20 protein-coding genes are annotated in these 20,753 nt (G+C 40.5%); 10 read left to right on the top strand and 10 right to left on the bottom strand.

The window, feature by feature from the left end:
- The first annotated feature begins 102 nt into the window (after nucleotides 1-102).
- Nucleotides 103-975 carry a MalM family protein gene (locus L4C39_RS15485; RefSeq protein WP_240697150.1) on the top strand — a complete coding sequence of 291 codons (873 nt, stop codon included), beginning with the start codon at nucleotides 103-105 and terminating at the stop codon, nucleotides 973-975.
- 74 nt (nucleotides 976-1,049) lie between these two features.
- Nucleotides 1,050-1,916, top strand: a complete 867-nt coding sequence (locus tag L4C39_RS15480; RefSeq protein WP_429746757.1) for an alpha/beta hydrolase — start codon at nucleotides 1,050-1,052, stop codon at nucleotides 1,914-1,916.
- Nucleotides 1,917-2,050: 134 nt separating this feature from the next.
- Here the strand turns inward: L4C39_RS15480 and L4C39_RS15475 are convergent, their stop codons facing one another.
- Entirely contained in the window at nucleotides 2,051-3,025 is a 975-nt protein-coding gene (locus L4C39_RS15475) for a DHH family phosphoesterase (protein ID WP_136994988.1), read from the bottom strand.
- A 375-nt stretch (nucleotides 3,026-3,400) separates the two neighbouring features.
- On the bottom strand, nucleotides 3,401-6,175 hold the full coding sequence (locus L4C39_RS15470) for an amylo-alpha-1,6-glucosidase (RefSeq protein WP_429746755.1): 2,775 nt from the start codon (nucleotides 6,173-6,175) through the stop codon (nucleotides 3,401-3,403).
- 360 nt (nucleotides 6,176-6,535) lie between these two features.
- On the opposite strand from L4C39_RS15470, the gene L4C39_RS15465 reads away from it, so the two are divergent.
- From L4C39_RS15465 to lpxL, 4 genes are all read left to right on the top strand, one after another.
- Nucleotides 6,536-6,841 (top strand): hypothetical protein, encoded by a 306-nt coding sequence (locus L4C39_RS15465; protein WP_429746753.1) that lies wholly within the window; start codon nucleotides 6,536-6,538, stop codon nucleotides 6,839-6,841.
- A 665-nt stretch (nucleotides 6,842-7,506) separates the two neighbouring features.
- Nucleotides 7,507-7,890, top strand: a complete 384-nt coding sequence (locus L4C39_RS15460) for a hypothetical protein (protein WP_141707842.1) — start codon at nucleotides 7,507-7,509, stop codon at nucleotides 7,888-7,890.
- Between the two features lie 379 nt (nucleotides 7,891-8,269).
- The gene (locus L4C39_RS15455; RefSeq protein ID WP_017052397.1) at nucleotides 8,270-8,707 is read left to right on the top strand and encodes a TetR/AcrR family transcriptional regulator; all 438 of its coding nucleotides are present in this window, start codon (nucleotides 8,270-8,272) and stop codon (nucleotides 8,705-8,707) included.
- Nucleotides 8,708-8,866: 159 nt separating this feature from the next.
- Entirely contained in the window at nucleotides 8,867-9,802 is a 936-nt protein-coding gene (lpxL, locus tag L4C39_RS15450; RefSeq protein WP_017052398.1) for an LpxL/LpxP family Kdo(2)-lipid IV(A) lauroyl/palmitoleoyl acyltransferase, read from the top strand.
- A gap of 85 nt (nucleotides 9,803-9,887) precedes the next feature.
- On the opposite strand, the gene L4C39_RS15445 is transcribed toward lpxL, so the two are convergent.
- Entirely contained in the window at nucleotides 9,888-10,658 is a 771-nt protein-coding gene (locus tag L4C39_RS15445) for a ferredoxin--NADP reductase (RefSeq protein ID WP_429746751.1), read from the bottom strand.
- Nucleotides 10,659-10,981: 323 nt separating this feature from the next.
- The gene (locus tag L4C39_RS15440) at nucleotides 10,982-11,872 is read right to left on the bottom strand and encodes a LysR family transcriptional regulator (RefSeq protein ID WP_429746749.1); all 891 of its coding nucleotides are present in this window, start codon (nucleotides 11,870-11,872) and stop codon (nucleotides 10,982-10,984) included.
- 151 nt (nucleotides 11,873-12,023) lie between these two features.
- Here L4C39_RS15440 and L4C39_RS15435 point away from each other — a divergent pair, with 151 nt between their 5' ends.
- Complete coding sequence (locus tag L4C39_RS15435; RefSeq protein ID WP_017052401.1) at nucleotides 12,024-12,407, top strand: MaoP family protein; 384 nt, start codon at nucleotides 12,024-12,026, stop codon at nucleotides 12,405-12,407.
- A gap of 90 nt (nucleotides 12,408-12,497) precedes the next feature.
- Here L4C39_RS15435 and L4C39_RS15430 read toward each other — a convergent pair whose 3' ends face one another.
- The 3 genes from L4C39_RS15430 to L4C39_RS15420 form a co-directional block, all read right to left on the bottom strand.
- On the bottom strand, nucleotides 12,498-12,923 hold the full coding sequence (locus L4C39_RS15430) for an ATP-dependent zinc protease family protein (protein ID WP_170961633.1): 426 nt from the start codon (nucleotides 12,921-12,923) through the stop codon (nucleotides 12,498-12,500).
- A 47-nt stretch (nucleotides 12,924-12,970) separates the two neighbouring features.
- The gene (rimK, locus tag L4C39_RS15425) at nucleotides 12,971-13,876 is read right to left on the bottom strand and encodes a 30S ribosomal protein S6--L-glutamate ligase (protein WP_017052403.1); all 906 of its coding nucleotides are present in this window, start codon (nucleotides 13,874-13,876) and stop codon (nucleotides 12,971-12,973) included.
- 364 nt (nucleotides 13,877-14,240) lie between these two features.
- Nucleotides 14,241-15,440, bottom strand: coding sequence for an MFS transporter (locus tag L4C39_RS15420; protein ID WP_429746747.1), 1,200 nt, complete (start codon nucleotides 15,438-15,440; stop codon nucleotides 14,241-14,243).
- Nucleotides 15,441-15,523: 83 nt separating this feature from the next.
- On the opposite strand from L4C39_RS15420, the gene soxR reads away from it, so the two are divergent.
- Entirely contained in the window at nucleotides 15,524-15,967 is a 444-nt protein-coding gene (soxR, locus tag L4C39_RS15415; RefSeq protein WP_113798586.1) for a redox-sensitive transcriptional activator SoxR, read from the top strand.
- Nucleotides 15,968-16,024: 57 nt separating this feature from the next.
- Here soxR and L4C39_RS15410 read toward each other — a convergent pair whose 3' ends face one another.
- Nucleotides 16,025-16,414 carry a VOC family protein gene (locus L4C39_RS15410; RefSeq protein WP_371729834.1) on the bottom strand — a complete coding sequence of 130 codons (390 nt, stop codon included), beginning with the start codon at nucleotides 16,412-16,414 and terminating at the stop codon, nucleotides 16,025-16,027.
- Nucleotides 16,415-16,715: 301 nt separating this feature from the next.
- On the opposite strand from L4C39_RS15410, the gene L4C39_RS15405 reads away from it, so the two are divergent.
- Complete coding sequence (locus L4C39_RS15405; RefSeq protein ID WP_429746744.1) at nucleotides 16,716-18,566, top strand: SgrR family transcriptional regulator; 1,851 nt, start codon at nucleotides 16,716-16,718, stop codon at nucleotides 18,564-18,566.
- A 26-nt stretch (nucleotides 18,567-18,592) separates the two neighbouring features.
- Here L4C39_RS15405 and L4C39_RS15400 read toward each other — a convergent pair whose 3' ends face one another.
- Nucleotides 18,593-18,886: an ArsR/SmtB family transcription factor gene (locus L4C39_RS15400; protein ID WP_113798580.1), complete on the bottom strand. Its 294-nt coding sequence runs from the start codon at nucleotides 18,884-18,886 to the stop codon at nucleotides 18,593-18,595.
- Between the two features lie 147 nt (nucleotides 18,887-19,033).
- Between L4C39_RS15400 and L4C39_RS15395 the strand changes: the two genes are divergently transcribed.
- Nucleotides 19,034-19,930, top strand: coding sequence for a permease (locus L4C39_RS15395; protein ID WP_429746823.1), 897 nt, complete (start codon nucleotides 19,034-19,036; stop codon nucleotides 19,928-19,930).
- 43 nt (nucleotides 19,931-19,973) lie between these two features.
- Here the strand turns inward: L4C39_RS15395 and L4C39_RS15390 are convergent, their stop codons facing one another.
- Entirely contained in the window at nucleotides 19,974-20,741 is a 768-nt protein-coding gene (locus L4C39_RS15390; RefSeq protein WP_429746742.1) for an ETEC_3214 domain-containing protein, read from the bottom strand.
- Nucleotides 20,742-20,753 lie beyond the last annotated feature (12 nt).

The raw sequence follows: 20,753 nt of genomic DNA, 5'->3' as shown, positions 1-20,753 counted from the left end.
TTAGTATTAAGGGCAGCCTTTGGGCTGCCTTTTTGACGTTATGCCCTACAAGTTATAGTTGATGGTTATAACCCACAAGCAACCTATAGTGAGAAAACAATGATTAATAAAAAAAGCTCTATATTAGCCGTAGTGTTAGGTGCCTTACTTAGCGGTTGTGCTTCAGATGCTCAAGTTAAGCTTGAATTGACTCCCCCAACGAATTCTGAAGTTTGTTGTACCACCTATTCTGAATTCCCTTTTGTTCAGCTACAAGATAATGAAGATATTAAATTTGATATCGATTTAGCATCTCCAGTCGGTTCATTTGTTTCTGGTAACAGCCACTTTGCCGCATTTCGCTTCAGTGATCGCTCACAAGAAGTCAAAATCGAATTAGCAAGTCGATTCATTGATGACAGCGTATTTGCTCCGACCGCTCTATTACTTGATGAAAATTTTCAAGTGGTCACTCAATATAAATTAGAAGACTTTCAAACACTGCCATCAAATGCATTTACCAGTACTCGTTACATCGCGAGTTTTCGTGCGGATGCGGCAAAAACGCCATATCTAGTGGTTTACACGCCAGCAGATTTACTGGGAGAAAGCGTTAAGGTTGATCACCCAGCAAAAGTTCGAGCGAAAGAGTTTGGCGAAGTGATGCCGATGGTAACGGATCCTGTTTATACGCATCAACTAGGGGGTAAGTTAGAACTTGAAGTTGAAACGCTTAAGTTGCGCCCATTTAGAGCGATTTCTAAAACGGTTGAACAACCTGTTAAAGTCGTTAAACAAGAACCCGCTGCTAGCGTAGTGAAAGCGAAAACAGCCATTGCCGCTCAACCTGAATCGACGAAGTTTTACATTTCTGCCATTCAAAATGCTGTGAAGTCTAATGATATTCCAAAAGCGCTTAGCTTATTAGATGAAGCGAAAGCGCTGAATATTGAAGGTGCGCAAGAAGCGTTCGTAAAAGCCGTCAATTCAAAATAATTTCACTCAATAATGTGCCTCAGTTTTACTGGGGCATTTTTTTATCTAAAGAAAATGTATTTATGAGGAAAATCATGTCTCATTTTGATCCTAAGCGTCTGCACTGTATTGATGATTTTTTTATGCCGCAACTGAATCGACATCGTGGCATTCATATCTACCTGCCCAATGGTTATGACGATTCTAGCTTGAGTTATCCTGTGATTTACATGCACGATGGTCAGAATGTTATCGATCCTCAACGTTCATCTTATGGCGACAGTTGGCAAGTCCCAGCAACCCTTGACCGTATGCAGAAGAATGGTGAGATCACAGGTTGTATTGTTGTTGCCATAGATAATGGCGCTGAATGCGAAGGGATGGGACGTTTTAATGAGTATTCACCATGGATTATGGACCAAGAGTTCGACTTACCCAGCCGTGACTCCTCGATTTACAAGTTAGGTGGTGAGGGTAAAGCTTATTGTGAGTTCATTGTGAATACATTAAAGCCTTATATTGATACGCACTTTCGAAGTTTACCTCAGCGTCAACATACCGCGCTTGTGGGAAGCTCAATGGGAGGGTTGATCAGCTTATATGGGGCTGTGGAGCATTTAGATTGTTTCGGGTTCTGTGGGGTGTTTTCTCCTGCTTTTTGGTTTAACGAGGCGAAGGTTTTTGAATTCATCCGCAAGAAAGAGACTCAATCGACAAAGTCAAAACTGCCATTAAGTGTCTATATGGATATGGGAACAAACGAGACGAGTGATGATAGCCGATTGGACTTCTCTGAGGTTTACTTGGATGGCGCGCGGAAAATGAAAATAGAGTTAGAGACCAAGCATTCAAACGTTAGTCTAAGTTATCAAGAAGAAGAGGGAGCGGTGCACAATGAGCAAGCTTGGGCAAAACGTTTCCCTGATATGATGGCTTTTTTTGAGGATACTAGGACAAGATAAGCGATCTCTGTCTTTGTATAAATTGAAGCGCAGCGAATTACCGCTGCGTTTTTTATCGAGAAGTATGGTATCAGGCGCGAGTCGTTACTTAATAGCGATTTGATGGATTTGTAAATGTGGAGGCATAAAAATCATTAGCATAAAATAAGCTTTGGCCGAATAAGATTGTAAACATAATCTAGCTCTTGTGAGAGTTGGTACATTTCATTGATGATCCCACCTGCCATATGGGCATGGCCTCCACCGAAGCCTATACCTGAATTATTCAGAACACTTCGAATTATTTTTTCTACATTATTGTTTGGACATTCTGAGCGTAACGACAAAAAAGTTTTACCTCTATTTCGTGCACTCAAAATGACCACATCTATTTCATCAACCCCTAATAAGAAGTCACCTAATACTCCTAACATATTTTTAGGGCATCCATCAGGCAATACAGCGAAAGCACAATTCTTCTCTCTTTTCATGGAGGACAGTAAAGCGTCAAACAATTCTAATTCTTGGAATTCAAGTTGATTTCTACAGATACGATTAACCATCTGCATGTCAGATTTAGATTGGAGTTGGATTAATGCCTTCATATCTGCATCGCTGACAGAGCGTGTAAAATTTGCCGTATCGAATGTAAGGCCAACAAGTAAAGCCGTCGCTATTTTCTTTGGTATATCGAGTGAGTAGTAATTAAAGTAATCGACCAGGATTGTTGCAGTTGAGCCGTAGTTTGGTCGTATATCTGAGTACCAAACAAAGTGGGGAGCTTTAACTTGGTGATGATCAATAATGGCTACTTCTAATCCGGGAAGATCGGTTACGTTTTTTTCTCCTATACAGCCATCAACAATGATTATTTTATCATTGGGTGTAAGTGATAATTGTTTTGGGCTGACGGTTGGGATGTTTAGCCAATCAATCAGATTACGTAACGATATCCGATCTATATAACCTTGGTAGGTAATAAAAGGAGAAAACCCGAGCTTTTTTAACAGGTAAGCAAGAGCAAATGCTGATGAGATTGCATCATGATCAGGAAAATCGTGTGCTTGTACTATAATTCGTTCATCGACCTGTAAACGTTTTAAAAAATTATCGAAATTGACTAAATCCATTAGTGCCTCATATCCGTTGGTTTCCAAACTCTGGTCAGCCTTTGTGAGCCTGATTTCTCTTTTTTGAGCTGGTTGAGTTTATATTGGATAATGCCCATTTAGGGAGCAGCGTTAGGTACTAATACATATCCAATTGATTTAGAAAATATATATCAATATCTGATTATTTATAGTGACAGTAAGAGAGTTATGTCCATTAGCTTGATAGAACTCTCATTATATTTTTACTTTATGACTATTTGAGTAGCTTACTGATAGTTAAGTTAATATTAATCATGAGGTTTAGTTAACGCAGCGAATTACCGCTGCGTTTTTTATCGAGAAGTAGTGTATTGAGAAGTATTATATCGAACAGTATGACAGCGAGAATCTATTCTAGTCGATTGCCACTTGGTGGGCTTGATTCTCAATTTTGTCTTTTAGGTAGTTAGGTTTAGACATTGATGTCGGCTCTATTTCCCAATTCGGTTGAGTGAACTTAAGTTTAGACACTGAGTCAGAATGAATTGATGTCTCTATCTTTGTTTCTAGGTTATTGATATCCGATTTGAGCTCGCCCGTTTGAGCATTAAACTCAACCTTGATCGTTCCAACTAATTCACCACTCACCTCTATTCTACTGCCTGTTTGACACTCTAAAATCAGCTTCAGAGCCATTGACTCTTTCTGTGTTGATTGGAATGTGAAATGTTGAATATCACCACAACGATTAAAGCTAAGGTTTAAGTTATCACCACAACCAAATGGTAGTGTGGCAGTGAATTCATGCCATGTTGTAGGCAGTTTTGGGTGCAAAACAAGTTGGTCGTTTAAGAGGTTCGGTTTAAAGCCCAGATAATCTTGCTGTGCATTTCGAGCATATTCAGAGACAGACCAAGCTTGAGCAAAAGTCCCACTTTCGACTAGATCTGCGTCGTCTTTTTGCCAAGCGTCTAAGTTTTCACTCATTGTGCCAAGATGGCCTTGGTCGGTTATTTGTTGGCCGAGATTTTTACTCAGTTGGTATGCTAAATTTTCACCACCAAACATGGCTAGGCTAGATACAGTAAAGCCAGCATTCCAGCCCCAAATTGTCCCATTATGGTAGGCGCTGTCCTTATGGTATTGGTTCTGTTTATCGTGATATGGGTGAAACAGCTCATCACTTTGGCTCAGAGAGCAAATGCCCCAAGGAAAGAGAAGTTCAGAAACAGCATTCGAGACAACATTCGATCCAATTTCAGGGCTTAGTAGTGGCTCTTGTAGCGGAACGGTTAGCGTCATGAGCTGGTTTGGGCGAATGCTATAATCAGCTTGGCCGTCGGCTTCAATTCGATCCGCCAATGTTTGGGTTTCTTTATTCCAGAATAGGGACTCAAAATTGCTTCGAACTTGTTGGAGTAGGGAAGCCCAATGCGTTTTAGCGGCTACATCCTGATTGAGTTCGGCAAGTACAATGGCCGACTGTAGACTCGCATACCATAAGGCTTGGATATCATTAGCGCGATTTCCACGCGCCGACCAAGGAATTTGACCGTCGATTTTTGCATCCATCCATGTGTCTGGATCTCGATGCGTCATTAATCCATTTTCATCTAAGTAACATTTTTCGATGCCTTCAACAAAACGTTTTACAACAGGGTAGATCTCTTGAGCAAAGGTTAAATCACCGCTGTAGTTTAGATATTCCATAACCTCACGGATCATCCATGGAGTACCATCTGTGGTGTTATAAATCATATTGGTAAGGCTGGTCACTCGGTTGGGGACTCGGCCATAATTTATCGAATTTTCATCTGTCATCTGCATTGAAGCAAAATTGGTGATGATCTCCTTCGCTTCCGAGAATTGGCCGTTAATTAGGCTTGTTCCAGAAAGTGCAATGAAAGTATCTCTTCCCCAGCAATCTTTAAACCAAGGTAACCCTGCCCAAATGCCTGCCCCAAATTCATGGTTAACAAAGGTACGACTGGCTAGTCGTGCCCACATTACTGCACGGTTATACTCAATATCATTGGTCCAGAGATAATTCTTACATAAGAAGTGATAAATCGAGTATCGGTTTAAATTGACCAAGTCTGAATCGATCGCTTGTTCTGCCAAACGAATGGCAGCAGATTTTGATTCAGCAAAGCAGAGGTATACGTCAAACTGTGTTTCGTTGTTCAAACTGTGGATGAAGAGTTTAACGTTGTTACCGGACAGATGAAGAGTTGAGTCGAGTTCTGGGTGATCGCTGAAACTTACTTCATTGAATGTACATGGTTTATTGGCTGTTATTGCAATGTGTTGAGGAGCGCCGTCTGGACAAAGGCTTGCTGGCAAAGAGTAAACGATGCCATGCTTAAACGTGGAGATCTCGGATTGGTTGAATGCAATATTGAGTTCTGGAACGATGGACAGTGCTTTTGGTTGATGACTTTGTACGGAAAGGCAGGCTGTACGTTGTCCTGAGATAAGCGTGAACCTATCTGTCGAGGACTCGTAGCGGTGCTCAAGCCCGTATGCCTGTAACCTAGCGTCAAGTGCTTTTGTCTTATCGTTAATCTTACCGTCAATAAAGCTCGCAAATGTGCCTAAATACCAGCCTTGGGAGTGGCGATATTTTCCTGCATTGGCAAAAGTATGCGTTTTACCTTCGTAATAACCATCTTGGTTGTCACCAAATACAAACGGAAAGGGTGACGATTTGCTAATTTCTATTTGAGCAAAAAGTTGATCACTAGCTAAACAGTTGTGAACTGGCGCTGGTGGTTGTCGAGGTAAATAGTGAACGGCGTCTACCTGATAAGTAAGGTGATCACGCAATGCTGTTGGTTCAATATTCTCTTTGCTTGCGCTTACTGCAACGGTAGCGTGCTGCCCTGTGAAGGTGACAACGACATCAAAACGCCCTGTTTGTTGTGGTTTGAAATGAAGGTCGTTACCAATTCCTTGAGTGTTTACGAGCGGTGTTTCTTTATTCACAATCAGTAATGTTGTATCGATAGGGTGGCCGGAAAAAGTCCATAATGCTGTGCCATCTTGATCTGTGATCTTAAATGCGTGTGTATCCGATGAGAGGCAAATTGTGGTGCTGAACTGCCCAGTAGCGGCTTCAGATAGCGGTGAATCGAGCCCCCAACCATTAAAAGTTCCCTTAATATACAGGGTAGGTGATGTCGTTATCATATTAATAATCCTCAAGTTATCGGTGAAGAGTAGCGAAATACTGATGGAATAAGAAATAGTTAAAACCGTTGTTGATATTGGAATTGCTGATATCAAATTAGTGTTAGATGTCGATTATGAAATATCGATATATTAAAGTTGTGAAGTTATTACTATTCAATAACTTAGAGAAGTGATGTTTGTTGAGGAAGATTTTGATCGCTCACTCTGCGTGATGGGTGATTTGTAAATACGTGATGTTCATCAGAAAGTTTTTCCGTCTTATTTCTCATCTTTATAGAAGATAAGCCCCTCTAATTCGACATTAAATTCACATGGTTTTTGATACAATTAATGTCCGATTCAACCGAGGAGATCTCTATGCAAGTTAGTGGAAATCATTACAATTCTGCCTCTGTTGGGGGAGCATTCAAAAGTAATAACTCAAATCAATATGCTATTGGAAATCAAGTCAAAATTAACTCTGCAGCAAACTATATTGATAAGGCTATCAGTGCGAATGCAGAACATATTGAAGCTAAAGTTGAAAATCAGTATGACGGTAAAGTTATTTCAGTTAAAGATACTGAATCAGGCGTTGTTTTAAAGCGAATAAAGGCCAGTGATGTACTTTCAACAATGGATCAAAATCCTTTCAAAGGTAATTTTCTTAACCAACGAGTCTAGAGCAAGTAATGTAACTCGCATATGGTTTGGTCCTACATATCATCATCTGTTTTCTCCCTGTTTATCACAAACTGTTAATCTGATAAAAATAGCAATCGTACGGTAAAATCCAACCAGAAAAGGAAGCCTTCCTTTATTGTTGTTCTTGTCGGAAGCGATGATTTTTATACTTTTTTGTTTTTGTAAAAAATTATTTGGAATATAAAAAACGATAAAAACAGATCCAGAATTTACACTAAACGCTTTTTCCTTAACAGTATGTTAATGGTTTGTTTTTGTGTTTTTGAATTTATATTCAGTATGGTTCTTTTTAATTTACCTCATGAGCGGGTTTTTACTAGGTTTCTGTAAGTTTTATTGAATAAAAATCCCCCTCTATAAAATGCGAATATCAAGTGTAAATTAAATAAATTAAATAAATTAACTATTTACTCTTAGTTGTAACATTTATAAAGTCAAGTTAAATGATGTACTGTAAAGTTATGATAAAGGGTGTTGTACTTTAATGGTTTGGTTTTTGTTGGTATCATATTGCTACTGTTGAAAAGCAAGTGGCGCTAGGATGCGATGTAATTTACCTATGTATAGGGTTACAGGATAGTTTTTACATTTAACTGAAGCATAAGTATGTAGTGATACTTTTTAATCAAGGCGCAATGATGAATATGAATACTAAAAATTACATTTTGGTTGAAAAACAGCCAGTTTTAACTGAAGACTATGTTCGCTGGGCTATATGGTTTGAAGAGAGTGTTCGCAAAGGCACTAGGCATGTTGAAGTTAAAGAAATTCCAGCACGTAAGCCCTTTAAAAAAGGCAGCGCTAAGATGATACGTAAAATTAACCACTTTAGAGCTCAACCAATACTTGTCAGCACTATTTTTCTTGGGCGTGATTGCTCAGATAGTGGTGCGGCCCCGGCATTATTTGAAACGAACGTGCATGGTGGTCGATTCGATCGATCTCAAGAGAATTATGCGTCTTGGGAGCTAGCCGAAAAAGGTCACTATAATATCGTTGAGAGGATCACAAAGAGTATGGTTGTATAGTAAGCAACACTAACTGACGTAACGCTATACTTGCAGTAGAAAGCACGAAAGCAGAGTCGTAATTGAGACTATTTTTGTACATTTTTTCATTGGCTTGATGACAGTGTGTGCTGCTTGCAAATGGAAGCCGCTTCATGCTTGTTCGATTGGATACTTTATAACTCATATCTTCCAATATGAGTTTAGTTGTCGCTTAATGGACCGTTCTATTATTGCGTCTATTCGAGTCGGTATTATTTGATTCTGTAAGCTAGATGTACGTTTACTTTCGAATCGGATAAGGTTATTCATCACAAAATAGAAGTAAATATCTTTTAATTCATATGATTGCATCATGGGATAAAGTTCGGGTAGTATTGAGCTAATTAAGGAGTTCAACATGCCACGAGTCAGTCAAGCGGAAGCGAAATTAACTAGACAGAGAATCATCAACGCCTCTTTGAAAATCGTCGTTGAAGACGGTATTGCAGAGTTATCATTTGCTAACATAGCCAAGAAAGCTAAAATCAGCCGATCAGGAATAAATGCTCACTTTAAACGTAAAGAAAACATTTATGAGGAGCTAAGACCTATTTTAAAGGGGATGATCTTAGAGCCATTAGATATATCATCACCTGAAATGTTTTTAGATTCTTGGATTAAGGTTATTGATGAAGATCAGGCATATAGAAAAATGCTAGTGAACTCTGATCGTGTAATGGGTGGGCAACGAGCCGCTTCTGATCTCCTCACTATTATTGAGGGTGATCGTACCGCAGTGAGAGATGCTGTTTATTATGCTCTGGGCTATGCTTTAGTTAATTACCCCTCTAATTAGTCAATAATGAAGATATTGAAGTCATTTTTAACCATAGATATCTATGTGTTGGAAGTGGCTTTTTTTATATCAGGCATTTGGTTCAATTCTGTTATGGAGTAATATGGCTCTACTGTTATTGTGTGCGTTATACGAATAATAAGGAAACACTTGTCTATTATGAAATCTTATTCAGCCCCTAAATTCACCATCAAACTGTTATCTCCAAAATATTGGGGAGTTTGGCTTGGGTTTGGTTTATTGGCACTTACCGTTACCGTTTTACCTTATCGCTTATTAAAACGGTTGGGATTTTACATTGGCTCACTGACTCAAAAATTTGCACAGAAAAGAGTGTCGATTGCAGAGAAGAACCTCTCTTTAGCTTTTCCTGATATGCAAAAAGATCAGCAGAAAAAGATATTAGAAAGTAATATTAACAATTCTGGTTTAGCGATCATTGAAACGGGTATGGCTTGGTTTTGGCCGGACTGGCGAGTAAGAAATCACGTTAAGTTAGTGAACACAGAACAGATGAAACAGCTTGAATCTGAAAAGCGAGGCGTTTTGGTTGTTTGTGTCCATGCCTTGAATTTAGAGATGACAGCCCGCGCATTCAGCTTGTTTGCTCCTGGCTACGGAGTGTATCGACCTCATAATAACCCAGCTTATGATTTCATTCAGTTTTGGGGGCGTACACGCTTCGGGCACCAAATGGTGGATCGTAAAGATGTAAAAGGGATGATGAAAATTCTCCGCAAAGGTGGGCGACTTTGGTATCTTCCTGACCATGATTATGGATTTAAAAATTCTGTTTTCGTTCCGTTTTTTGGAGTAGAACAGGCGAGTACGACTATGGGCACAGGTGTTTTAGTCGATGCAACGAAATGCGCTGTTGTGACAGCTTCTAGCTTCAGAACGGATGAGTTGTATACCCTAGATATTGATGAAGATATTAGTCAGCTATTCCCAAGGCGAGATACTACAGGAGCCGCTGTTGTTATGAACAAAGCGGTAGAAAAAGTGATCATGAAAGGTGTGGATCAGTGGATGTGGATGCATCGGCGCTATAAGACCATGCCCGACAATAAAAACAACGGTTCACGCTACCGTTAGATGAAATGGGAGTGCCAATGTGCACTCCTTTTTTATTATTGGCACTATTTAACTTATCTAAAGCTCGCTTACCTGCTTACTGTCGCTACCAATAATTTTCACTACTGAATTGTCCCGATTTTTTACGTAAATGTTTGGTTAATCCAAGTTCTTTTAGGGCGTCGCTTGTGTGTCGAACCATTGCTGGATTTCCACAAAGATAGAAGAAACTGTGTCTTTTACTGATGGGCAGTTGCGTAGCGCGTTCGAGCTCGCCTCTAAGTAGCAACGTTGGGATTCTTCCCCGTAAACTTCCGGAGACATGTTCTCTAGAAATAATTGGCACATATTGTAGTTTTCCCTTTAGTCGAGAGGTGAGTTGAGAAATGCGCTGTGAATAAGTAAGGTCATTTTCTGTTCTAACGGCATGAACCAAAATTAAATGGTCAAATCGATCTTCTAGTCCTTGGGTCTCCAACATAGCTAAGAAAGGACCAATTGCTGTGCCTGTTGAAAGAAGCCATAAATCTTTTGCTGTCGCTGGTATTTCATCTAGTGTCATAAAGCCACTGGGATCCTTTCCTACATATACCTCATCACCAATACTTAATTTGTGTAACTTCGGCGAGAGCTGGCCATCGGCGTCTTTTATGATAAGGAACTCCAAATTTTGATGACCTGCTTTATGCTCAGGGTGATTGACCATTGAATAAGCGCGACGTATCAATTCGTCACCATTGAACACAGCCAGTTTAGTAAATTGACCAGCAAGGTAGGGTGAAACTGGAGCTTGAACATGTAAACTAAACAGTTGATTGTTCCACTCAACTCTATTCATCACCTTCCCTAATACCAAACCGTGTGGAATGTCAGTCATATTGTGTTCCTTATGAAAGTTAACCAATACCAACCACTATTTTTTGTGTTTATATTTTAGTGTCTATATAAAGATAGCACTTTCCATGCCACACATGAGAATACTTATCAATTAAGGTTTATTGATGGTTACCGGATAGATTTTGTCATAATGACACTCTTTGGTTGAGTCATTATGACTGCTTTAAGTTATTTAGAACAAAGGAGCAGGAAAGAGTAGGTAGGAAACGTTGATAGGGTAGATATGATGAGTGACCTTTTCTCTTCGCTGTCTCGATATTTATCGCTTAACAGCGAAAAGATTGAAAAAGGTGCAATGACAGATTAATTGATGGTCAGTTCACCTGCTTGCTGTAGAACATAGGCATTGGATGGGTCGATTCGAGTGACGAGTTTTTCAACTTCGCAAATCGCGTCTATGGAGCCACTGTTTTTACGATAGCTTAAATAGAGTGGTCGCTTCCATTGCTCAACACCAGAGACACGGTATAGCTGCTCAGATTCAATAAAAGGCTCAACCATAGAGGCTGGCAGGTAAGCACTTCCTCTTTTTTCTAAGATAAAATCTAGTGCGATACGTCCGGTGGATGTTCTTAAGTAGGCGGGCGGAAAAGTTGGATGGCGCTCAGCGTGCTCAGATGAGAAACGAGATCCCCAGTCAACATAAACATACTTACCTTGCATCACTTCTTCTAAACTAGAGTGATCGGTTGAAACTAAAACAAGATCTAAATCCGCGACTTTATGGCAATGAAATTCATCCGCTTTGAGTGGGTCAAATCCGAAAGCCATATCCAGAGTTCGCTCAAGAAGGTTCCGATTTAGTTGCTCTCTGCTTAACACTTCCGCCATGAACCCGTAACCTTCGAATGAGTCGGTCACAATGCTAAGGCAGTTCTGCAGGTAAGCGTCCCAAATATTTGGGGTGCCACCCAGTGTGAGTTGTAGAACCTTGCTGCTTTCAAGTGAGAGTTCAAATTTAGCTTGTTGTAAGGTTGACACCATCACTTCCGCATACCCAATCAAACGTTCGCCTGAACTCGTTAGTTTGATGTTATTCCTATCTCGGGTGAACAGTTTAGTATCGAAATAGCTTTCCAATTGTTTTATTCGAGCACTAACAGCAGCTTGTGTTATGTATAAATTTTCGGCTGTGCGTCCAAAGTGTTTAATTTTAGCAAGCTCTAAAAAAGTTCTAAAAACTTTAACATCCATGGAAAATCCTCATGTGCGTTTGCTAAAGAGTAGCAAGGAATTATTGTGGTTACGATTAAAACGTTTTGTTTTTATTTTTAATTGTTTAGCGGTAATTTTACTCAAGATTTATTCCACTAATGTTCTTACTTAAAGAGTGCTTGAGGCTGACATGTCAGAAATTATTTTTCGTAATGGCAAAAAACGTTTTTATGATAATGTAAAATTTCCCCGTGGCTTTGCAAAGTCCGGAGAATTCACCTTGGTTGAAGAAGATATCCTCATTACTTATGGCGACACAATGCTAGGGTTAGAACTTGGTGAAATAACCCCTGAAAATGCTGAAGAAAAACACTTTATCAAGGTACTCTCTCATCCTGGGAAAGCAAAAACCAAGCTTGAGAGAGTATGGTTAAAGTACATTCAATTGGCTCGTGGCCGTAAACGATTCTTCACATTGAACAGTACAAAGAAATTTGCAAATGCAGTTAGCATGGATACTGTCAATGACGATGATTATGAGCCTGATGATACGTTGTTAGTGTCTGGGTCATAAGATTACGATAATTAGGCTTAGACAGAAATCTAAGCCTATAAAAGTCGAGATAAGCGAAGCTTGAGATAAGATTTCGTTTGTTGAAGTTACTTAACTACCGAGCATAAACTCTTGGCTTGGATCAACCAAAATCTTGTCTGCCATGCCTTGCCTACCAAGCAACATCATATAAGTCATCTCTTGTCTATTACTCAACGTTAACTCAATGGGCCAAATTTCGCTGCCTAACTGTAGTCTGGTCGTGATCACACAACGATGTTCGACATCCCCATTTGATGACTTTATTTTTCGGCAAGCTTTGAGTGGCGCTTGGCATTTTACAATCTCTTCTAAATGGTAAATGTCTGGGTGTAACTCAAACTCTACAAACTTCTGACCGTCTTTTTTGAAGCACACCAAATTATCAACATGCAGTGACGATGTTTTTGCGCCTGTATCGGTTCTCACTTGAAGGTGATTGACCCCAAAATCCGGTAAGCTACATACTTCCACATTGCCAATAATAAGTTTTTTCATCTTTTTTCCGTTGCTGTTCTTTTCAAAATCGTTGCTAGAAATCGGCATTAGCCTTTTCCACGAGTACGAGTTGCATTTGGTTTCGCGTTTTTTTCAATGAACTCAAAAATCATATTTGCGACATCTTTGTTGGTTGATTTTTCAATGCCTTCTAAGCCTGGAGAAGAGTTAACTTCCATAACCACAGGCCCATTTTTAGATTGTAAAATATCAACGCCACATAGGTTTAGTCCCATCGCTTTTGCTGCATTAATCGCGGTTGCACGCTCTTCTTTGCTCAATTTAACCAAATGAGCGGTACCACCACGATGCAAATTAGAACGGAACTCGCCTTCGCCCGCTTGGCGCTTCATTGCTGCAATCACTTTATTGCCAACCACAAAGCAGCGAATATCTGCACCGCCAGCTTCTGCAATAAATTCTTGAACCAAGATGTTCGCCTTCATGCCCATAAAAGCTTCAATGACGCTTTCTGCTGCTTTGTTGGTTTCCGCCAACACCACACCAATCCCTTGTGTACCTTCAAGAAGCTTGATCACCAGTGGTGCGCCACCAACGTTTTTGATCAAATCTTGGATCTTGTCAGGGCGACTTGCAAAACCAGTGCGTGGCAGACCAATACCTTTACGGGAAAGCAGCTGCAATGAACGTAATTTGTCACGAGAACGGCTGATCGCAACCGATTCGTTTACACAGAATGTGCCCATCATTTCAAACTGACGCACAACCGCCGTGCCGTAGAACGTAATCGATGATCCAATACGTGGAATAACAGCATCGTATTTCGGCAACACTTCCCCCATGTAACGGATGTTCGGGTTACTACTCGTGATATCCATATAGCAATGTAGTGTGTCGATGATATCTACTTGGTGACCACGAGCCTCACCCGCTTCTTTAAGACGGCGAGTTGAGTATAAATTTTCGTTACGAGAAAGAATTGCAATACGCATTTTTTTTTCCTAGGTAGTTGCGAAATTAACGGCAATGCCAGAAAGGCTCACCGAGTTATTGCGAAAATTAGCCATTATGACAGTGGCTGAATATTGTGAAACATCATCGTAGGAGATGATTTAGGCGCAACTTAGGGCAGATCAAATGGAAAGAGAAACGAATAGTTTTTGTGGTATCGACAAGAATATTTTATTGATAGTGAAAATCATTGAAAAAGCTGGCTTCAATCATATTGGTCGAAGGTTAGTAATGCTATTCGTTGAAATTTTTTCGTTGAAATTTAAACGCAGCAACAGAAAACGGCCTGATATATTGCTGCGTTTGATGACACTTGTCTCGATTTGATGGGCTAGTTTTGATGGGCTAGTGAGAGAGCGCGAGTTTTCGATTTTTATCCAGTTTGCCTCCTAACTTGAGCATGCCTAAGCTAGCGAAAAACATAATGAAACCCACAATAGTAAAGCCCAAGCCAATGTTGTCTGTATGGGCTAGAAATGCAATCAAGACGTAACTCAGACTCTGTGCAAGAGTGGAAAACATCGCAAGCCCACCATCGATGCGGCCTCTTTGTGCCATTGGAACCACATGGTGCATCCAATTGGTACGGGCGATCCGATTCAGCGCATTAAACAGACCAAAGAAAGCGGTGAAGGCTACTATATATAAGGGCTGTGTCACTAAGCTCATCGCTAATAGGATGAGGGAAAGCACGAACACTGAATACTGCATAATAGATTGTTGCGAGTATAGGGTGAGAATTTTGGAAATAACCAGCCCTGTCATTAATGAGCCTAAACCAAACGCGACATTGTACATCGCAAACCAATCTCCAGAGACCCCCAATCGTGCGAACCAGATGGGAACTAACTTGCTGAGAAAAGTCAGTACTGGGTATGAGAGGCAAGATATGAGAATGAAGCCATAAAATATGGGTTGCTCAGTAAGAAGGACTTTGCTCTCTTTGATTTGGCCTAAAAAGGAACGTTTGGTGGAAGGGCTAACTTGGCGGTGGTATGGCGTGATGAGATAGCTTAACGCGGCGAGGGAAGAGGCGACAGCCGCAAATAGAGCGAACTCCACCATTCCCCATCGTTCCAAAAGAAGAATACCTAAAGCGCCAGCGCCAAGAGTGGTCCCTTGCATAACAATTTCTTGATACCCCGAGATTTTTGCATATTGATCCTTGGCGTAGTTTTCTTGAGTGAATGCATTATTGGATGCCCAAGCGACGTTGCTGGATAGCCAAAAAATTACCTGTGATAAGGCGAGCAACCCATTGGACTCGATACCTAACCAATAGATGATACAAACGATAGCGGCAGTAAGCGCTTGAATGATTTGAACGAGTATTAGAATGCTTTTCCGAGAGTGTTTGTCGATAAAGACTGAAAAAAGGGGGGTTAAGCAAAAGGATAAGCCAGTACAAAAAAGGGCGATTAGCGCGACAAACGTGCCCATATCTGGCTGTTGTAGCATGATCCAAGGTAGGGCCATCATAAATAAGCCCGAACTAATACCATCGAAGAATCGGCCAGACAAATAGGTGATTGTTTTATTTTCCATCAAATATTCCATGTGATTGAGTCCATTGGCTGCTACTCTAAAACCTCAAGTTAACTTTAGGTCAACGACTTTTTGAGGTTTATATGGATATGAGAATTGGAGAAGTTGCTAAGCGGGCTGGGGTCAGTGTGCCGACATTGCATTTTTATGAAGAGAAGGGGTTAATCTATAGTTCTCGGAATCAATCCAACCAACGCCGTTATGATCGCCAGATATTGAGAAGGATCGCCGTAATAAAAGCCGCTCAAAATGTGGGGCTGACGCTTCAAGAAATATCAGAAGCGTTAGGGCATCTACCTAAACATAAAGCGCCAAAGCGGGAAGAGTGGGAGCAACTTGCTAAAACGTGGCATCAAGCATTGGAAGAGAAGATCGCACATTTAAAAAACCTTCAGACCCAGCTTGGAAGTTGCATTCAATGTGGTTGCTTGTCATTAGAAAAGTGTGCGCTTTATAACCCTGAAGATTCTCGCGGTATTAAAAAACCGGGGGCTAAGCTGGTACTCCCTCAAAGTATAGAATCATGATGGATTGAGGCGGAGGTAATTGATTATCCTCCCCCCTCATTGATGCAAACAAAAAGACTAAGCGGTTAACTCTAGTCGGTTGCCTTCTGGGTCAAGCACCACACTTTCATAGTAACCGTCTCCTGTTCTTCGTGGCCCATCAAGCACTTCATATCCATCATCAATAAACGCTTGTGTCATAGCATCAACTTTCGCTTCACTGCCGACATTAAAAGCAATATGGGTGAGGCCGATAAATTGTTGGTACACATCTATCTCTAAAGTAGGGATGGAATCCATCTTCATTAATTCGATTCTTGCTCCACTATCGAAATGAATAAAATACGAACTGAAGCCCTTTTTCGTATTGGTGTATTTATCATTTGAATTTGCATTGAAGTAAGTTAGGTAGAAATCTCTCATTCGCTCAAGATCTTGTGTCCAAATCGCTATGTGTTCAATGTTCATAATGTTGCTCCGTACTTAGGGTTATGTATCACCATAAGGGGCAGTAATAACAGCGATCTAACAGGATGATTCGGGGGTGAGGAGCATATCGAGTTAAATCGCTGTGATTACTAGCCCTTAGGCTGTATTTGTTGGTGTTAGTATGCTGTTCAAATAGGAAGTAAAAAAGAGATGGTGTTTAATTTATTTGTTCCTTATATTGGGTTTTATATCTGGTTTAAGTTATAAAACCGTTGGGTAAGGTATGTTTTATCTATATCTCAGTTAAATAGGGAAGTTATTTTCCTTAGGGGTTCATGAAATGTCTGATTTAAATTTACTAAGATACTATTCACGCTTAGCGGGTTTGGGGGTAGAGCAGGAGCTTAAGATCCCACTTAGCGAAGTGGCGGAAAGCTTTATTACCAGCCCAAGACATGCGCGGACGTTACTTGGTCAAATGCAAGATTGTGGATGGCTAACTTGGTTGCCGAAAGCGGGACGAAACCAAAGATCGACACTATTACTTAATTTAAGCGTTGATCGCTTGAAAGCAAGATTGGCAACAGAGCGAATTCATTCTGGGCAATACGAAAAAGCGCTGTCGATACTGGATCATGATCAAGCGAGATTTAAACAGTTACTGCATACCACCTCTGGGGCATCGATCCGTGAAGGTCGCTTGCATATACAGTTAACTTATAAACGCCGATTTGAGCGTTTAGTACCTCACCTTTTACATCGAAATAGTGAGCGTTTTCTGCTTCGCCAACTTTATAGCGGTTTGGTGAGTTGTAACCCTTCAGGAAAGGTATGTCCTGAACTGGCGCATCATTGGGAATATGACCCTGAGCGATTGACTTGGACCTTTTACTTAAGACCAAGTTTGACTTTCCATAATGACCAACCGATCGACGCCAATACGGTGGTCACCATGTTCGCCAGATTGACACAAAAACATGAAAATCAAGCAGAATTGCAGCATGTTATCGACATTGTTGCCCCTCAACCACATTGTATTGTTTTTCAGCTCTCTCAACCGGATTTTGGTTTTGCTGGGCTTTTAGCGGACGTGAAATATTCAATTCAGCCACCAAGCCAGTTATTTGAGTCGTCGATAGAAAAAGTGGTAGGGAGTGGTCCTTTTGAGGTTGTCGAGCATAGTGAAGAGAAGATCACGCTTAAAGCTTTTGAGCGATTTTACGGTTGCCGAGCATTGACTGATCAGGTGACGATTTGGCATTTGGATGAAAAATTAGCGGGATTAAACTTAACGGACTCAAACTTAGACAAAAACGCTCTAAATACAGAAGCTTTGGGGGAAAGTGTCGCTCAGTCATCAGGCTCTTGTGAACATTACGTTTCTCAAACAGAAGATATACAACAGGCGAGTCCCACATTAGATAATGCTCAAGGGATCGCCACTATGTCTAATGAGCAAAAAGAGGGGGAAGCAGATAACCAGCAGAGTCGAGTAGAAGATGGTTGCTTGTATCTGCTATTTAATCAAGCGACCTCTGGAGCGCTCTCATTAGAGCAGCAACGATATCTGTCCACGTTACTTCATCCTGAAAAACTATGGGAAGAATTGAACCAAGCATCGCATCAATTTGGTGCTGAAATCGCACAAAATCTGTTACCTGAATGGAGCCATATTCGCCGGCCTGATTCGATGCCGACAGCATTGCCGCATTCATTATCGATAGCGGTTTATCAACATACGGCTCTTGAATACAGTGCCGATGCCATTGTTGCCATCTTAAATAAAATCGGGGTTAACGTAGTCGTCAATATATACTCTTATCGAGAACTTTCCCAAAAGGCGATAGATAAAAAGTTAGTTGAAGAGATGGTTTTGACCAATATTAATCTCGATGATAATCGTCACTCTTCAGCTTATATTGGCCTGTTAAGTAATACGGTGTTGCATCATTGTCTTGGTCACCACCATAGCCAATGGCTGGTGGAAGAGCTTTCACGTCTTCGAGCGGATACACCTTTAGAAGAGTACCTTGAACAGTTAGAGTCAATCTCCACTTCTATTATTTCTGAGTATGTCCTATTACCGATGTTCCATCACCGACAGACCTTAAGGTTTAAAGGCGTACTGAAGAATGTGGCCCTGACGAACTGGGGCTGGCCAGCTATCCGTGATGTTTGGTCGGTAGACTAGCTTGCGAGTGCTAATGATGAAGAGTATTAACACTCTTCATCAATGCAACATTCATCCTGTAGGAAGGCAATGACTGATTGTAGTTGCTCAAATTCAGCGACGCAGTATAGGGTTCTTCCTTCACGTCGTTGAGAGATCAATCCGGCAGAAGCTAGGCTTGAGATATGGTGAGACAAAGTCGATCCCGGGATATCTAAAGATTCCTGCAAACTTCCAACCGCAATTCCTTGATACCCAGCGCGAACCATACTTTTGTAGATGCTTAACCGTGTTGGGTGGCCAAGTTCTTTCAATGCTTTAGCGATTATCTCAATGCTCATATGAGTGCTTCTTATAGTTGGTATTGAATTTATATTTCGATATTACTAGAAATAACTTGATCACGCTACTTTATTGGATTATATTTCGATTATTCCAGAAATGTAGAGATTTAAATTATGTTTGATTCAACTTACTTCACGACCGAAATGCTCATGGAAACGCTTAATATGTTTGCGTTTCTTGCGGTAGAACTCACGGTACTGTTTTTAGCGATCAGTTATATCGTTGGTGTACTGCAGGAGTACATTCCACCAGAAAAAATCCAAAGTATTTTGAGTGGTAAAAAAGGTAAAGGCTATATTGTTGCAGGGTTTTTAGGTGCGATTACCCCATTTTGCTCTTGCTCTACCATTCCTTTCCTTAAAGGATTATTAAGAGCGAAAGCCGGGTTTGGTACGATGATGGTCTTTTTGTTTGCCAGCCCACTCCTTAACCCGATCATTATTGGCTTATTTGCCGTAACCTTCGGAATTAAAGTGACGGTATTCTATTTCACTATTGCCATGGGTGTATCTGTTGTTGCTGGCTATGGTTTAGAAAAATTAGGTTTTGAAAAATACGTAAAAGAAGAAGCTTACATTACGCCGGAATCAAAAGGTTGTGGCTCAAGGTGTAGTGGAAAGAAAGCACCAGTAAATAAATGGGTAAGAATATGGAATACGACATGGTCTGATTTTAAAAAGGTTTTGCCTTATCTAATTGGTGGTATTGCGTTAGGTTCGATGATCTACGGATTCATGCCTACGGAGTTTGTGGCTCGCATCGCTAACGATGGTAACCCATTTGCGATTCCAGTTGCCGCTGTGATTGGTATTCCTCTGTATATCCGTGCAGAAGCGGTGATTCCACTGAGTGCGGCATTAGCGGCCAAAGGCATGGGATTAGGAGCTGTAATGGCATTAATTATTGGTAGCGCAGGAGCCAGTTTGACGGAAGTGATTTTGCTGAAATCAATCTTTAAAAACCCGATGATCATAGCTTTCTTAACGGTGATTTTAAGTATGGCGATAGGTGCAGGATTCTTGTATAGCTATTTGTTCTAATTGAAAGAATAAGGGGGAGTATTCTTCAATACCCCCCTTACTTTTAACCGATTTTATTTGTAAGAAGCTCATACTCCAAATAAGTTAAAATCGCTTGCTCTAACTCTTCAGTACCAATTGAACTGTATCCAAAAAAGTTGGGAGTGAATTGATGTCTTAACGTTTTTAGTGTTTCTTGGTAATCCTCACCAAGTAACATCTGACTATTTAGTTCAGTTAACGTTTCAGATTGTTTTGGCGAAAATTGCCCTAAATACTCACTGACACCACCAACAGAAGAGTAGAGCAAATCAAATTTTCCACCGGATATTTCTTCAATATAGTAACTACCAATTCGAGCAACATTTAAATAGGAATCAACGAACTCAGTTGATTTATCAAACGGCATGCCAATATAGTTAGGCCCGCCTGCGTGCTCAGAGGTATTTGGCGTGAACCCCTCTTGAGGAAATACAAGGAATGCGGCAATTATATTATCCTTACTAATGGCTGAAAGGATAAAGTTACGATCTTTATAGTAAGTAACAATATCGCCATTTTGTAATTGTTTAGTGTATACCGGAGAGCCTAGAGTTTCTTCTAAGATGCCACTATCAGCATTGATGTATATTTTATTGAGTCGGTTTTTTGAAGGTTCATCCGACATAGTCGATTGGCCAAACTCCCATATCTTTAGTACACCATCCCAAGTGTCATTGATCTGCCCTAGAGCAATGGCTACCAAAGAGATCCATGGAATAAACACTTTCCATGAAAATTCAAAGCCACTGATTTCAACTGTTTGCTCTTCGTTCTCAACTGCATCACTCATGGTTTTTTTAAT

This window comes from Vibrio clamense (assembly GCF_050337905.1).
In the GTDB taxonomy this organism is placed as follows: domain Bacteria; phylum Pseudomonadota; class Gammaproteobacteria; order Enterobacterales; family Vibrionaceae; genus Vibrio; species Vibrio cortegadensis.
Note: the sequence above shows the minus strand (reverse complement) of the source record. Positions and strands in the feature narration are given on the sequence as shown.

What these genes read in the sequence shown, in the direction of transcription:
- L4C39_RS15400 (WP_113798580.1), bottom strand. Translation starts at nt 18,886, where the DNA reads ATGAGCATTGAGATAATCGCTAAAGCATTGAAAGAACTTGGCCACCCA.
- soxR (WP_113798586.1), top strand. Translation starts at nt 15,524, where the DNA reads ATGGATATGAGAATTGGAGAAGTTGCTAAGCGGGCTGGGGTCAGTGTG.
- L4C39_RS15395 (WP_429746823.1), top strand. Translation starts at nt 19,034, where the DNA reads ATGCTCATGGAAACGCTTAATATGTTTGCGTTTCTTGCGGTAGAACTC.
- rimK (WP_017052403.1), bottom strand. Translation starts at nt 13,876, where the DNA reads ATGCGTATTGCAATTCTTTCTCGTAACGAAAATTTATACTCAACTCGC.
- L4C39_RS15480 (WP_429746757.1), top strand. Translation starts at nt 1,050, where the DNA reads ATGTCTCATTTTGATCCTAAGCGTCTGCACTGTATTGATGATTTTTTT.
- L4C39_RS15445 (WP_429746751.1), bottom strand. Translation starts at nt 10,658, where the DNA reads ATGACTGACATTCCACACGGTTTGGTATTAGGGAAGGTGATGAATAGA.
- lpxL (WP_017052398.1), top strand. Translation starts at nt 8,867, where the DNA reads ATGAAATCTTATTCAGCCCCTAAATTCACCATCAAACTGTTATCTCCA.
- L4C39_RS15455 (WP_017052397.1), top strand. Translation starts at nt 8,270, where the DNA reads ATGCCACGAGTCAGTCAAGCGGAAGCGAAATTAACTAGACAGAGAATC.
- L4C39_RS15405 (WP_429746744.1), top strand. Translation starts at nt 16,716, where the DNA reads ATGTCTGATTTAAATTTACTAAGATACTATTCACGCTTAGCGGGTTTG.
- L4C39_RS15475 (WP_136994988.1), bottom strand. Translation starts at nt 3,025, where the DNA reads ATGGATTTAGTCAATTTCGATAATTTTTTAAAACGTTTACAGGTCGAT.
- L4C39_RS15390 (WP_429746742.1), bottom strand. Translation starts at nt 20,741, where the DNA reads ATGAGTGATGCAGTTGAGAACGAAGAGCAAACAGTTGAAATCAGTGGC.
- L4C39_RS15410 (WP_371729834.1), bottom strand. Translation starts at nt 16,414, where the DNA reads ATGAACATTGAACACATAGCGATTTGGACACAAGATCTTGAGCGAATG.
- L4C39_RS15470 (WP_429746755.1), bottom strand. Translation starts at nt 6,175, where the DNA reads ATGATAACGACATCACCTACCCTGTATATTAAGGGAACTTTTAATGGT.
- L4C39_RS15435 (WP_017052401.1), top strand. Translation starts at nt 12,024, where the DNA reads ATGTCAGAAATTATTTTTCGTAATGGCAAAAAACGTTTTTATGATAAT.
- L4C39_RS15430 (WP_170961633.1), bottom strand. Translation starts at nt 12,923, where the DNA reads ATGAAAAAACTTATTATTGGCAATGTGGAAGTATGTAGCTTACCGGAT.
- L4C39_RS15440 (WP_429746749.1), bottom strand. Translation starts at nt 11,872, where the DNA reads ATGGATGTTAAAGTTTTTAGAACTTTTTTAGAGCTTGCTAAAATTAAA.
- L4C39_RS15420 (WP_429746747.1), bottom strand. Translation starts at nt 15,440, where the DNA reads ATGGAAAATAAAACAATCACCTATTTGTCTGGCCGATTCTTCGATGGT.
- L4C39_RS15465 (WP_429746753.1), top strand. Translation starts at nt 6,536, where the DNA reads ATGCAAGTTAGTGGAAATCATTACAATTCTGCCTCTGTTGGGGGAGCA.
- L4C39_RS15460 (WP_141707842.1), top strand. Translation starts at nt 7,507, where the DNA reads ATGAATACTAAAAATTACATTTTGGTTGAAAAACAGCCAGTTTTAACT.